At 69.2% G+C, this 13275-nt stretch carries 16 protein-coding genes; 3 read left to right on the top strand and 13 right to left on the bottom strand.

Annotated elements, in window-relative coordinates:
* Window positions 1-135 precede the first annotated feature (135 nt).
* A complete protein-coding gene (locus ACQEU1_RS28450) occupies window positions 136-1197 on the bottom strand; it encodes a YgfZ/GcvT domain-containing protein (protein WP_433208050.1) in 1062 nt (353 codons plus the stop codon).
* Complete coding sequence (locus ACQEU1_RS28455) at window positions 1194-1577, bottom strand: Fur family transcriptional regulator (protein WP_433211843.1); 384 nt, start codon at window positions 1575-1577, stop codon at window positions 1194-1196. Before ACQEU1_RS28455 ends, ACQEU1_RS28450 begins: the two co-directional genes overlap by 4 nt.
* A 71-nt stretch (window positions 1578-1648) precedes the next feature.
* Between ACQEU1_RS28455 and ACQEU1_RS28460 the strand changes: the two genes are divergently transcribed.
* Window positions 1649-2491, top strand: a complete 843-nt coding sequence (locus ACQEU1_RS28460; RefSeq protein ID WP_433208053.1) for an aminodeoxychorismate lyase — start codon at window positions 1649-1651, stop codon at window positions 2489-2491.
* A gap of 4 nt (window positions 2492-2495) precedes the next feature.
* Here ACQEU1_RS28460 and ACQEU1_RS28465 read toward each other — a convergent pair whose 3' ends face one another.
* The 11 genes from ACQEU1_RS28465 to ACQEU1_RS28515 form a co-directional block, all read right to left on the bottom strand.
* Window positions 2496-5030, bottom strand: a complete 2535-nt coding sequence (locus tag ACQEU1_RS28465; protein WP_433208056.1) for a glycosyl hydrolase family 18 protein — start codon at window positions 5028-5030, stop codon at window positions 2496-2498.
* Between the two features lie 86 nt (window positions 5031-5116).
* On the bottom strand, window positions 5117-5974 hold the full coding sequence (locus ACQEU1_RS28470; protein ID WP_433208059.1) for a biotin-dependent carboxyltransferase family protein: 858 nt from the start codon (window positions 5972-5974) through the stop codon (window positions 5117-5119).
* A complete protein-coding gene (gene pxpB, locus ACQEU1_RS28475) occupies window positions 5971-6558 on the bottom strand; it encodes a 5-oxoprolinase subunit PxpB (protein ID WP_433208062.1) in 588 nt (195 codons plus the stop codon). Before pxpB ends, ACQEU1_RS28470 begins: the two co-directional genes overlap by 4 nt.
* 141 nt (window positions 6559-6699) lie before the next feature.
* Window positions 6700-7311: an FABP family protein gene (locus tag ACQEU1_RS28480; RefSeq protein WP_433208065.1), complete on the bottom strand. Its 612-nt coding sequence runs from the start codon at window positions 7309-7311 to the stop codon at window positions 6700-6702.
* A gap of 313 nt (window positions 7312-7624) precedes the next feature.
* Window positions 7625-7924, bottom strand: a complete 300-nt coding sequence (locus tag ACQEU1_RS28485; protein ID WP_433208068.1) for a DUF1416 domain-containing protein — start codon at window positions 7922-7924, stop codon at window positions 7625-7627.
* A gap of 5 nt (window positions 7925-7929) precedes the next feature.
* On the bottom strand, window positions 7930-8775 hold the full coding sequence (locus ACQEU1_RS28490) for a sulfurtransferase (protein WP_433208071.1): 846 nt from the start codon (window positions 8773-8775) through the stop codon (window positions 7930-7932).
* A gap of 22 nt (window positions 8776-8797) precedes the next feature.
* Complete coding sequence (locus ACQEU1_RS28495; protein WP_382435413.1) at window positions 8798-9235, bottom strand: DUF4395 domain-containing protein; 438 nt, start codon at window positions 9233-9235, stop codon at window positions 8798-8800.
* 72 nt (window positions 9236-9307) lie between these two features.
* Window positions 9308-9385: a putative leader peptide gene (locus tag ACQEU1_RS28500; RefSeq protein WP_373294250.1), complete on the bottom strand. Its 78-nt coding sequence runs from the start codon at window positions 9383-9385 to the stop codon at window positions 9308-9310.
* A gap of 79 nt (window positions 9386-9464) precedes the next feature.
* On the bottom strand, window positions 9465-9878 hold the full coding sequence (locus tag ACQEU1_RS28505; RefSeq protein WP_433208076.1) for a thioredoxin family protein: 414 nt from the start codon (window positions 9876-9878) through the stop codon (window positions 9465-9467).
* The gene (locus tag ACQEU1_RS28510) at window positions 9875-10693 is read right to left on the bottom strand and encodes an LmeA family phospholipid-binding protein (RefSeq protein WP_433208079.1); all 819 of its coding nucleotides are present in this window, start codon (window positions 10691-10693) and stop codon (window positions 9875-9877) included. Before ACQEU1_RS28510 ends, ACQEU1_RS28505 begins: the two co-directional genes overlap by 4 nt.
* Window positions 10690-11412, bottom strand: a complete 723-nt coding sequence (locus ACQEU1_RS28515; RefSeq protein WP_433208082.1) for an alpha/beta hydrolase — start codon at window positions 11410-11412, stop codon at window positions 10690-10692. The genes ACQEU1_RS28510 and ACQEU1_RS28515 overlap by 4 nt, the downstream gene beginning before the upstream one ends.
* A gap of 175 nt (window positions 11413-11587) precedes the next feature.
* Between ACQEU1_RS28515 and ACQEU1_RS28520 the strand changes: the two genes are divergently transcribed.
* Together ACQEU1_RS28520 and mshD are read left to right on the top strand one after the other, a co-directional pair.
* Window positions 11588-12346, top strand: coding sequence for a winged helix-turn-helix domain-containing protein (locus tag ACQEU1_RS28520; protein ID WP_433208085.1), 759 nt, complete (start codon window positions 11588-11590; stop codon window positions 12344-12346).
* Between the two features lie 10 nt (window positions 12347-12356).
* Window positions 12357-13232, top strand: coding sequence for a mycothiol synthase (gene mshD / locus ACQEU1_RS28525; RefSeq protein ID WP_433208088.1), 876 nt, complete (start codon window positions 12357-12359; stop codon window positions 13230-13232).
* Window positions 13233-13275 lie beyond the last annotated feature (43 nt).

Raw genomic sequence — 13275 nt, forward strand, 5'->3', positions numbered from 1 at the left:
GGCGCCCAGCAGGACACCTCGCGGCACCGCCCCCACGCCCCCATATGCCCGATATGGGGGCGTGGGGGCGGCACCGCGATGCGCCCGTCTGAACGTCGAAAGCGCAGGTGAAGGCTGGTGACCGGACCGCTGGGCTCAACCCCTCAAGTTGCGAACAGCCTCTCGACCCAGTCCGGGCGTGTCAGCAGGCACCGAGTCGGGGTCGATCCGGGCGGGAACCTCCCGTTCGGGGGCACCGGCGAGCAGCTCGGCGTCCACCGGCACGGACCGCTTGACCAGCGCCAACGCGATCGGGCCCAGCTCGTGGTGCTGCACCACGCTGCCCACCCGGCCGACCGCGCGGCCGTCCAGCGTGACCGGGTCACCGGTCTCCGGCGTCCCGTCGGCAGAACCATCCAGGTGGAGTAGGAGCATGCGTCGCGGCGGGCGTCCCACGTTGTGGACCTTCGCGACCGTCTCCTGGCCGCGGTAGCAGCCCTTGCTCAGGTGCACGGCCGGGTCGATCAGGCCGACCTCGTGCGGGATCGTGCGCTCGTCGGTGTCGACGCCCTGGCGTGCGCGCAGCGACTCGACCCGCAGCGCCTCGAAGGCGAAGCTGCCGGCCGGGCGCGCGCCCGCGTCCGTGATCCGCTGCCACCACGCGGCCTTCTCGCCGCGCGGGACGAGCAGGTCGAACGAGTGCTGACCGGGCCACGACGTGCGGCGCACGAAGCCCTCGCCGAGCGCGTCGGCGTCGGACGGCACCGGGACGCCGAGCTTCTCCAGCACCGCGGGGGCGTCCGGGCCGGTGATCGTCAGCAGCGCGAACTCCTCGCTGGCGTCGCGCGGCTCGACCTTCGACCAGAAGACCATCTTCTTCAGGTACGCCAGCAGGTCGTCGACCTGCTCGACGTCCAGGAACACCGTGCCGCCGACGTTCGCGACGACCATGTGGTGCTCCAGGCGGCCCTGCGCGTCCAGGACCAGCGCCTCGGTCGCCGCGCCCTCGCCCAGCTGCTCGAAGTGCTGGCTGGTGAGCTGGTGCAGCCAGGTGAGCCGGTCCTGGCCGGGGATCGCGATGACACCGCGGTTCGACCGGTCCACCACGACGACCGACCGGGCGGCCGACCGTTGCTCGGCGAACGGGTCCCCGTAGTGCCAGGCGACGCCGGCGTCGGTGGTGTCGTCGGGCGGCGGGACGGCTCCGGGGAGAGTCACTCGGTCTCCTGGTTCAAGCAGTCGCGGCACGTGCCGGACAGGGCGAGATGGGTTGCATCAAGTTCGAACCCGTCCCGAGCCCGCAATGTTCCGACCAACGGGTCGAGAAGCTCACACGGGATCTCCTGGACAGCGCCGCACACGTGGCACACGAGGTGCACGTGCTGGTGGTCGTCGACCGAGTAGCTCGGCGCACCGTGGCCCAGGTGCGTGTGCCGAACCAGTCCGAGCCGGTCGAGGAGGTCGAGCGTGCGGTAGATCGTCGTGATGTTGACCGTCGGCGCCGTCTCCTGGACGCGCTGACAGATCTGCTCGGGTGTCGCGTGTTCCAGCGACCTGACCGCGTCCAGCACGAGCTGACGCTGCGGCGTCATCCTCATGCCGCGGTCGTGCAGCGTTTTGCGCAGCCCTCTTGCGGTCTCCACATACCTGATGTTAGTAGGCTCGTTCCATGCGCGTGCTGGCACTGCTCGACGGAACCCTCGCTGACCCCGACTCGCCGCAGATCCGCGTCGAGGACCTCGGACTCATGCGCGGTGACGGCGTGTTCGAAACGATCCTCGTGGTCGACGGGAAGCCCCGCGAACTCACGCCCCACCTGGACCGGCTCGACCGGTCCGCGGCCATGCTCGACATGCAGCCCCCGCCGCGGGCGGAGTTCGAGCGCGCGGTCGAGCTCGTGATCGGCAACTGGGCGGGCGGCAAGGAGTTCGCCCTCAAGCTCGTCTACACCCGCGGCGTCGAGGGCGGCGACGGCACGCCCACCGGCTTCGCGCTGGGCATGGAGATCGGCGCGAAGGTGCTCAAGCAGCGCGCGGAGGGCCTGTCCGCCGTGACGCTGGACCGCGGCATCGACGCCGACCTCGCGTCGCGCGCGCCGTGGCTGCTGCTGGGCGCCAAGTCGTTGTCGTACGCGATCAACATGGCCGCGCTGCGCGAGGCCGAGCGCCGCGGTGCCGCCGAGGTCGTCTTCACGACGTCGGACGGCTCGGTGCTCGAAGGCCCGACCTCGACGCTGATCCTGGTGCGCGGCAAGACGCTGGTGACGCCGCCGTCCGAGCTCGGCATCCTGCCGGGCACCACGCAGTACGCGCTGTTCCGCGCCGCCGAGCGCGCCGGCTGGACCGTCTCCGTGGAGCCGATCCAGACCAGCGAGCTCTACGACGCCGAGGGCGTGTTCCTGGCGTCCAGCGTCCGCAAGATCACGCGGGTGAACGTGCTGGACGGCAAGCAGCTGGCCGACTCGTCGGCCCTGCTCACCGAGCTGCAGGGCCTGTACGAGTCGGAGTACTGATCTTCTAGCGGAGTCCGGCGTCGACCGCGGCCATCAACGGGCCGCGGTCACCCGACATCTCCCAGAACATCGCGCCCAGCAGGTTCTTCGACTTGAGCCACGCGGTCTTCTTCTGGATCGACCAGGCGTCGTCGAAGGTCCACCACTGGTTGCCGGTGTAGCAGGACGTCGCGACCGCCACCTCGTCGTGGAAGACGGTGCAGTTCGGCACCGACGCGACGAGGTTGGCGTACCCGCGCGTGCCCGCCTCTTCGGGGAACTGACCGGGAGCCGCACCTCCCGCGGTCTGCCACTCGCCGTTCTTGCCGCCGTTGGCCACGTTCTGCCAGCCACGTCCGTAGAACGCGAGCCCGAGCGTGATCTTCCGCGACGGCACGCCGGCGTCGAGGTAGGCCTGCACGGTGCTCTCGACGCTGAACTTGGTGGTGTACGGGTCGTCCGGGTCGGTGTACAGGTTGCCCTGGTGGCCGGTCCGGTTCGGCTCCCACGAGTTGTCGCTGCCGGAGCCGTGGAAGTCGTAGCCCTGGACGTTGAAGATGTCCATCGACTGCGCGACCCGCCCGAGCTCCCAGCCGGCCTGGATCTTGCCGGGGTCGGCCGGGGTGAACGCGGTGAGCTGGTACCGCTTGCCGGTCGTGGTGCTGTAGGCGTCCATCTGCCGCCGGAACTCCTCGATCAACAGGGTGTTGTTGACCTTGTCCTGCGGCCCGAAGTGGTTGCCCGCGTGGCCTTCCGCGCCCGGCCACTCCCAGTCGAGGTCGAAGCCGTCGAAGATGTTCGCCGCCGTGCCGGGGCCGCCCGCGCCGTTGTAGACGGGCAGGTTCCCCTTGAGGTAGACGTCGATGCACGACGCCACGAACTTCTTGCGCGCCGCGTCCGTCGCCGCCACGTCGGAGAAGTACTTGGAGTACGTCCAACCGCCGAGCGAGATCAGCACCTTGAGGTTCGGGAACTTGGCCTTGAGCTTCTTGAGCTGGTTGTAGTTGCCGCGCAACGGTTCCCATCCGCTGTCCGCCACGCCGTCGACGGACTGCGCCGCGCTCATCGGCCTGCTGTAGTCGGCTTCCGCGTCGCCCGCGCCGTCACCCTGGTTCGGGTCCTGCGGGTTCGGGCTCGTGCCCTTCGTGACGCCGTGCAGGCACGTCAGGTTGACCGGGTCGATGTTGCCGAACGCGTAGTTGACGTGCGTCATCTTCGCGGCGTCCATGTCCTTCACGAAGTACTGGCGTCCGTAGATGCCCCACTGCACGAAGTACCCGACACGGGCGTAACCGCCGACGATGTCACCAGTGCGTTCGTTGAGCGCGTTGCTCGGCTGGGACACGTTGTCGTAGATGTCCCTTGCACGCACGGTGAACGTGTAGTTCGTGGACGGCGAGAGGCCGGCCACGACCGCGGTGGTGCCGACGACGGTGGTCTTCAGCGTGCTGCCCACGTAGACGTCGTAGTTCGCGACGCCCTTGTTGTCCGTGGAGGCGTTCCAAGCCAACGTGACGCTGCCGGCGTCCTTGGCCGTCGCGCGCAGGTTGCCCGGCGCGGTCGGCGGCGTGGTGTCGTCGGCGGGGTTGTTGGTGGTGACGCTGACCGCGTTGCTCGCAGGGCTCTGCGTGCCCTTGGAGTCCTTGGCCCGCACCGTGAACGTGTACGCGGTGTTCGGGTTCAGGCCGGTGATGGTCGTGGACGTGGTGGTGGAGGTGCCCACGACGTTGGTGCCGCTGTAGACGTCGTAGCTCGCGACGGGGAGCGAGCCCGGCGTGGAGGCGTTCCACTGCAGGCTGACCGAGCGAGTGGTCTTCGTCGGCGACGTGAGGTTCGCCGGCGCAGTCGGCGGGGTGTCCGCGCTGCCGTCGCAGTTGGCGTTGCTGATGCGGCACGTCGTCGGGTCGACGTTCTGACTGATGGAGAACGTCGGGCTGTACGGCTCGGTGCTCGCGCCGGGGTTGATGGTCTTGTTGTAGAAGGCGGGGGTCACGGTGACCTGGTTGCCGTTCTGCGCGACCGTGCCGTTCTGGCCGTTGCTCACCGTCACGCCGTTGGGCAGCGTGAGCTGGATCGACCAGTCGGTGACCGCTGCGCTGCCGTGGTTGCGCACGACGAACTTGGCGGTGCCCGCCGCGACCGAGTACTCGGCGGTGAGCCCGGTCGGAGCAGGCGGTGCCGTGCCACTGCCGTCGCACGCCATGTTGTTGATGGTGCAGGCGGTCGGGTCGACCGCGGAGCTCATCGTGAACGTGGGGCTGTACGGCTCGGTGTTGCGCCCGGCCGGCAGGTTGTTGATGTAGAAGGCAGGAGTGAGCGTCACCCTCGTGCCGTTCTGGGTGATCGTCGCGTTCTGCGGGTTGCTCGCGGTCACCCCGGCGGGCAGGTCGAACTTGACCGACCAGCCGTTGAGCGCGGCCGTGCTCGCGTTGGCGACCACGAACTTGCCCGTCGTGCCGGAGCGGGAGAAGGTCGCGGTGATGCCCGTGTCGGCCTGTGCGGGGACCGCCAACGCGAGGAGCGCGACCAGACTTGTTAGCAGGGCAGGGATTCGGCGCATGCGGAACTCCAGTTTGGTAGAGGTTCCGCGGCGGCCTGGGCGTTACGGTATTTGGTCTGGACCACTAACGTCAATGGGTCCGGTGGTCAGTCGACGGGCCTGAACCGGACGGTCGTCCCCGGCCGTGCCTGCCCGAGAAAGTGCAGGTGGTCGTGGTCGACGACGCCGATGACGGGGTAGCCGCCCGTGGTCGGGTGGTCGTTGAGGAACACCACGGGCTGCCCGTCCGGCGGCACCTGCACCGCGCCGGTGATCATCCCCTCGCTGAGAATCTCCCCGTCACGACGATTCAGCTTGGTTCCTCGAAGCCTCGCGCCGACCCGGTTGCTGCGGTCCGACACCGTCCACTCGCCTTGTGCCAACTGGGTTCCGGCGTCGTCGAACCAGTCGTCCCGCGGGCCGAGCCTGATCGGGATGACCAACGTTTGCAGTGTTCGTGCCGGTGGCACCACATCCGCGTGATTCGGTCGCGCCGGCGTCCCAAGGCTTAGGACGTCGTTGTCCCGCAGCGGTTCTGGACCGATTCCGCTGAGCAGGTCGGTGGACTTGCTGCCCAGTTCCTCCTCTGCCTCGATGCCGCCGGAGATGGCAACGTACGTGCGCAGCCCGGTCGCTGGCGTGCCGATCGTGATGTGCTGGTCCGGGGCGATGTCGAGCGGCTGGTGCGAGTCCCTGAGCCTGCCGTCGACGTGGATCCTCGTGCTCGGGCCGGTGACCGCGATCGTGCAGGCGGTGTGGGCTACGAGCTCCGCGCCGCCGAGGAGGAGTTCCAGTCCGGCGGCGCTCTCCTCGTTGCCGACGAGTCGGTTGGCGAGCTTGAGGCTGTGCTGGTCGAGCGCGCCGGACGGGGGGACGCCGAGGTGCGCGTGGCCTGGGCGGCCCAGGTCCTGGATGAGCGCCTGGGGGCCGGTCTTGAGGATGGTGATCGTGCGGCTCTTGCTCATGCGATCACGAACCTGACCTGGTCGCCCGGCTGCATCAGTGCGGGGGTCTCGGCCTTGGCGTCGAACAGGGTGATCTCGGTCCGTCCGATGAGCCGCCAGCCGCCCGGCGTTGCCCTCGGGTAGGCCGCGGTGAACTCGCCCGCGATGCCGACCGAGCCCTGCGGAACCCTGGTCCGCGGCGAGTCGAGCCGGGGCTGCTGGAGGTGCGGCGGCAACCCGGTGAGGTAGGCGAAGCCGGGCGCGAACCCGCAGAACGCGACCTCGTAGGTGGCGGCGGTGTGCTGCTTGACGACGTCGTCCGGCGTCGTGCCGGCCGTCTCGGCCACGAGGTCCAGGTCGGGTCCGTCGTAGATCACCGGGATGGTGATCTCGCGCGGGTGCGTCTGGGGGACGTTGCCGAGGTCGACGGTCCTGAGGACCTCTCTGACCTGGGTGAGCGCACCCTTGACCAGCACCGTTCGCGCCGCCGGGACCAACTCCTCGACGCCGTCCAGGTGCTGGAGGGCCGCGCGCACGGCCGCCACCTCGCCCAACGAGTCGACCTCGACCAGGAGCGCGTCGGCTCCGCAGCGTCGCAGAAGCATGCACCCATGCTACGGGGAATCGTGGGATTGTTGAACAATCCGACACGTAGATCGTTCAACAATCCCGCAATCCAACGACCAGAGCGCCGGATCGTTCAACAATCCGGCGTCCTGCAACCCGAAGGGCGGGCTGAGCGGGAGCTAGCCGACGATGCGCTTGAGGTGTGCCGACGCGTGCGGCTGCATGTCCTGGCCCACCATGGCGCGTTCCTCGACGTACGCGAGGTCGCCGTTCACCACGCCGTACAGGCGCTGCGCGGCCTTGACCTCCTTGGCCGTGGCGGAGCGGATGACGGCGTCCGTCTCGAACTCCCACGACGTCTGCGTGCGCACCTTGCCGTAGTACAGCTCCACGATGCCCGTGTTGTGCGTCAGCAGCAGCTCGATCGAGTCGTCCGGCTGCGGCCGCCAGAAACCCTGCTCGCGCGCGGCCGGACGGATCACCTCGCCGGCCTCGTTGAGCAGCCACGAGCGCGCCTCGTACACGAGGAACGGGCGGCCGTCGTGGGCGAACGTGATCTGCTGGCCGAACCGGAACGGGCCCTCGATCGTCGGGTAGACGATCTCGCCCTCGCCTCGCCACACGCCGACCAGCGGCAGGACGCCCAGCAGGGCGTCGTTCAGGTCCGCACCCTCGCGGAGGTTCGCCGTGTCGCCCGGGATGGGCATGTCGGCGAACTGCGGGAGGTTGCGTTCCCTCGTGGCGGCCGCGCGTTCCTCGGCCAGGCGGATGGCCTCGTCGCCGCTGCTCATCGCTGGTCGGAGTAGAGGCGGTAGACGACGTAGCCGGCGAACCACATAACGGCGATCGTCACTAGCACCAGGAGTCCGGTGAAGATGTGTTCCACGGGGAGAGGATATCTCGGGTGGGTTGACGTGCAGGGTTGTGGTGGTGGACGACACCGGTTGCGTGCGCCCGTGCCGGTTGGTGCCGCGGCTTGTGCGGGCGTGTTCCTGTTTCGTACGCGACGGCTCGCCTTCGGCTTCGCAGCCGCGATCAGGTGCCCCGCACGTGGAAGGCCCCGGCGGTGCGTCACCGCCGGGGCCTTCGTCATACCGACCAGGTCTAGGCGACCGCGATCTCCACCGCGTGCACGCCGGGGCCGTCGGCCGACACGTCGGCCTGGCCGTTGCCCGTGCGGTGCAGCGCGCGGACGGTCCAGCTGCCCGGCGCGGCGAAGAAGCGGAAGTCGCCCTCCGGCGAGGTGACGACCTCGGCGGTGAACTCGCCCGTGGAATCGAGCAGGCGCACGAAGGCGCCGCCGACCGGGGTGCCGGCCGAGAGGACCTTGCCTTCGAGCACGGTCTCCGTCGTGGAGGCCTCGATCGTGCCGCCCTGTGCGGGGGCGCCGCAGCCGTTGGTCATGGTGATCAGGCCTCCTTGCCGGAACCGAGCTCGATCGGCACGCCGATCAGCGAGCCGTACTCCGTCCAAGAACCGTCGTAGTTCTTGACGTCTTCGTGGCCGAGCAGCTCGCGCAGGGCGAACCAGGTGTGCGAGGAGCGCTCGCCGATGCGGCAGTAGGCGATGGTCTTGCGGCTGCCGTCGAAGCCCGCCTCGGCGTACAGGGCGCGCAGTTCGTCGTCCGACTTGAAGGTGCCGTCCTCGTTGGCCGCCTTGGACCACGGGACGTTGACGGCGGACGGGATGTGGCCGCCGCGCTGCGCCTGCTCCTGCGGGAGGTGGGCCGGGGCGAGGAGCTTGCCGGAGAACTCGTCGGGGGAGCGCACGTCGACGAGGTTCTTGTTGCCGATGGCGTCGACGACCTCGTCGCGGAACGCGCGGATCGACAGGTCCTGCTCCTGCGCGACGTACGAGGTGGCCGAGCGGACGACCTCTTCCTTGTCCAGCGGACGGCCGTCGAGCTCCCACTTCTTGCGGCCGCCGTCGAGCAGCTTCACGGCCGTGTGGCCGTAGAGCTTGAAGTACCAGTACGCGTACGCCGCGAACCAGTTGTTGTTGCCGCCGTAGAGGATGACGGTGTCGTCGTTGGAGATGCCCTTGGCCGAGAGCAGCTTCTCGAAGCCCTCGCGGTCGATGAAGTCGCGGCGGACCGGGTCCTGCAGCTCGGTCTTCCAGTCGATGCGCACGGCGCCGGGGATGTGGCCGCCTTCGTACGCGGTGGTGTCCTCGTCGACCTCCGCGAACACGACGCCGGGCGCCTGGAGGTTCTCCTCGGACCAGGCGGCCGAGACCAGCACGTTCTCACGGCTCATGGGAAATTGCTCCTGTTGGTAGTTATTGCGGTCGAGCGAGGGCAGGCACGTACCTGCGCAGCACGAGGTACATCTCGCACCCGAGGCACAGGCCCAGCGCGGCGTTCAAGAGCGCTGCCACCAGTGCGAAGCCGGTTGCCACCATGCCGAGCGTGGTGAGGCCCGTGGCGTAACCGAGGGTGCCGATCAGGGCGAAGACGAAGCCGACGCCTTGCGCGAACCGCAACGGGGCGGCTTCCTCGCGTTCGGTGGTCGGGGTCAGGCGGGGCTGGATCGCGTAGCGGTAGACGTGACCCCACGGGTTCAGCTTCAGCGAGATGAACGCGCACATCGCGAACAGCACCGTCTGGGCGGCGAGGAGACGCCACCAGCCGGTGAGCAACACGATCGCGAGGATGACGGTGGTCATCCAGGCGGAGAAGCGCGGTCCGCGCGGGTCTACAGGGGAGTCTTTGGGCACGACGACCTCCGGGCAAACGGACGAGGGGATTCAGTCCGGCAGAGGTAGCTGATGGGCGTCAAGCAGCCCAGTTCAGCTCGTCGTGCGACACAGGCTGCTGCGCACGCGGCACAGGTCAACCGCGCGTCGCTTCGTGAGCAGCAAGGTCATGGCAGCGAGGGTAGCCCTCAATCCCTCGGTGCGGGAGGTATGTCCACTTGATGGAACAGTGCAGGTCTACCCGATCGGATTAGGGCAAATGCGGGCGCAGCGCGTCCAGCAACGCGTCGCGTTTCGGCACGCCGCCGACTCGCAACACCTCGGTCCCGTCCGCGCGGAGAGCCAGCGTCGTGGGGGTCCGCATGACGCCCAGCGACGCGGCCACGTCCGGGAGGTTCGTGACGTCCAGTTCGGCGTGCGCGAGGCCGTCCGTGCGGTCGGCGAGGTCGCGCAGGATCACCTTCGCGTGCCGGCACGGCGCGCAGAACGTCGTGGAGAGCTGCACCAGCGTCACCCCCGGCGCGACGAGCAGGTCGCGCACGGGAGCGGGCAGGTCGGGGACAGGCGACGAAGAAGAGGAGATGCGGCCCTCGCGGACCTTGAGCAGCACACCGATCGCACCGGCCACGGCCAGCGCGCCCAGCAGCGCCCACACACCTGTCATCGCTGGACCAACGGTACATCCGCGATCTCGCCGGACAGCTTGAACGAACCGCTCTCCACCTCGACGGCCGTGGGCACCGCGCCGAACGGCAGCGTGCCAGGGTCGATCTTGATCGCGAGCGCCTGACGCAGCTGCGGGATGATCTGCTTCAACGACGCGTCGTTCAGCTCGATGTCGTCGATGTTGATCTGGATGGCACCGCTGACCAGCGCGATCTGCCCGTACGCGGTGAGCGACACGACCTTGCCGGCCACGTTCGTCTCGCCGGAGAGCTTGATCGCGGCGGTCGTCTTGGGAGCGGCGGTGTCGGCCTGGGCGGGCGCGTCGACGCGGTTGTCCGGCTCGATCGAGAGCTTGTCGAACGGCGTCACCTGGTTCGCGAGCCGGTTCAGGTCCAGCGCCTTGATCCGCACGCTGCCCTTCACGGTGTCGATCGTCGCCTTGGAGACGTTGCCCGCCAGCAGGTCCCCGAGCGCCACGCGGGTGTGCAGCAGGTCGGCCTCGACGTCCAGGTCGCGCAGGTCGACGCCCTGCTGCTCGTCCTTGACCGGCACGCCGGACGCGCGGATCTCCACGTGCTGGTAGTCGCCGCGCAACGCCTGCAGCGCGAACGGGAACCCGTTGATGCGCACCGACGGGTCCTCGCTGAGCTGCAGCTTCTCCCGCATCCGCTGGGCGATCTGGTACTCGCCCGCCGCGGCGAGCGCGAAGTCGGCCGCCACCAGCAGCACGGCGAGCACGATCAGGGAGACGATGAGGAACTTCCCGCGCCGGGACTTCTTCTTTCGCGGCCGTGCAGGGTTGTGGGCAGTCATTCCTCGTCCTCGACGTTAACGGCGATCCATGCCGCCATCCGGTCTACCAGGTCTGGAGTCGCGGCCGATTCGGCGTGCCGCATGCCGGGTTCGATCCACAACTCGGCATGTCCGGAGGACGCGCGGTGCAGCGACCTGGCATGGTCCACGGAGAAATAGTGGTCCAGGTCACCGTGCACGATCAGCAGTGGGGTCGGTGTGATGCGCCCGACCACCTCCAGCGGACTCTCCGGCGCCTGTACCCAGCTGTCGCCGAGCCGAACCCCCAACGCGCGCGCGGCGAGCTTGCCGTGGGGTTGTTCCAGCAGCCAGTGCACCCGCCGCATGGGAGCGGTCTCGCGCGACCACCAGCGGGCGGGGCCGCTCACCGACACGACCGCGTCGGGCCTCGTCTCCCCCAGCGCCGCGTGCCGCAGCACGATCGACGCGCCCATCGAGAACCCGACCGTGGCGATCTTCGAGTACCCCAGCGAACGGGCCAGCCGCACGCCCGCCTCGATGTCGTGGACCTCGTCGGCGCCGACCGTGGAACGCCCGCCGGACCGTCCGTGGCCGCGGAAGTCGAACGCGATCACGCCCGCGTCGCGAGCGAGCCGGGCCAGCACGCGGGCCACGTACGGGCGGCGCACGTTGTTCGTGAACCCGTGCCCCACAACGAAAGCGACGTCGCTTTCACTCTTGTAGTGGACGCCGTGCAGCCGCACCCCGTCGTGTGACATCGATGTAACAGGGATGACGCCTGTGGAAACAAGTGTGAGCACGGCTTCTTGACCTGGGACTTTCTCGACCGGCACCGGTAGTCTCTCCGTCATCCGCAGGCAACGGGGCCCGGTCACCGTACGCCGCTGGTCTGGTCGAGGGTGACCGACCACGGCCGACTTGGAGGGCGCCGCGATGAGCATCGACGTGCTTCTGCTGACGACAGACCCGGACCCGGAGGCCGTGCTCCCCGCGCTGGCCCTGCTCCCGCACGCGGTCCGCCCGCTGCGTCCCGAGGTCTCCGCGCTGCTCGAGGCCGGACCCCACGACGTCGTGCTGGTCGACGCGCGCACCGACCTGGTCGGCGCCCGCTCGCTGTGCCGCCTGCTCGACTCTTCCGGCGTGGACGTGCCGGTCGTGGCCGTCGTCACCGAGGGTGGCCTGGTCGCGGTCAACTCCGACTGGTCCGTCGACGAGATCCTGCTGCCGAACTCAGGCCCCGCCGAGGTCGACGCCCGCCTGCGGCTGGTCCGCTCGCGCCGCGGCACGTCCCAGCCCGGCGGTGACGGCGCGATCCAGCTCGGCGACCTCGTGATCGACGAGGCCACCTACACCGCGCGCCTCAAGGGCCGCCCCCTCGACCTCACCTACAAGGAGTTCGAGCTGCTCAAGTACCTCGCGCAGCACGCGGGCCGGGTCTTCACCCGCGCGCAGCTGCTGCAGGAGGTCTGGGGCTACGACTTCTTCGGCGGCACCCGCACGGTCGACGTCCACGTGCGACGGCTGCGCGCGAAGCTCGGCCCCGAGCACGAGGCGCTCATCGGCACGGTCCGCAACGTGGGCTACAAGTTCGTCCGCCCGCCGCGTCCCGGCTCGCCCCGTCGCCCCGAGGTCGCCGAGGTGGAGATCGACGACTCCGCCCGCGTTCTGGATGAGCGTTTGATCGCGCGGTAGGTTCGCCTGTGTGGCGCAACTGAGCTGGTTCGAGGAGCTGACGGCCGAGCAGGCCGCCGAGGTGACGGGGCTGTTGCAGGCCGCCGAGAGCACCGACGGCGTGGCGCCGGTCGGCGAGGCCGTGCGACTGCGGATGCGTCCCGGCGCGACCGGCGGCAGGCACCTCCTCGCGCACCTGAACGGCGAGCTCGCCGGGTACGCGCACGTCGACCTGGTCGGCGACGCGGGGGGCAACAAGGTCGCCGAGCTGGCCGTGCACCCGGAGCACCGCCATCAGGGCGTGGGCGAGGCGTTGGTGAACGCGCTCCCACAGGAGTCCCTGCGGATCTGGGCGCACGGCGGTCACCCGGACGCCGAGAAGCTCGCGCAGAAGCTGGGCTTCCGCAAGGTGCGCGAACTGCTGCGGATGCGGCTGCGCGTCCAGAACGACCTGCCGGCGCCCAGGCTGCCGGAGGGCATCACGATTCGCCCGTTCGTGCCGGGTCAGGACGAGGCCGCGGTCGTCTACGTGAACCACCGCGCGTTCGACTGGCACCCGGAGCAGGGCGCGATGTCGGTCGAGGACGTCCAGGCCAAGGAAGAAGAGGACTGGTTCGACGCCGGCGGTTTCCTGCTCGCGGTCGACGCCGACGACCGGCTGGCGGGCTTCCACTGGACCAAGGTGCACACCTCTGAACTGGGCGAGGTCTACGTCGTGGGCGTCGACCCGGACCGCCAGGGCGGCGGCCTCGGCAAGGCCCTCACGCTGGCCGGACTGCGCCACCTGCAGGAGCGCGGGGTCGAGCAGGTGATGCTCTACGTGGAGGCTGACAACGCTCCGGCAGTGCGCGTTTACACTGGGTTGGGCTTCACCCTTTGGGATGCTGACGTCCAGTACGCCCGGTAGTGAACAAAGTGTCACAAAGTGCATACGCCCAGGTCACGGGGTC

The sequence above is a fragment of the Lentzea sp. CA-135723 genome (genome assembly GCF_050936595.1).
Lineage (GTDB): Bacteria > Actinomycetota > Actinomycetes > Mycobacteriales > Pseudonocardiaceae > Lentzea.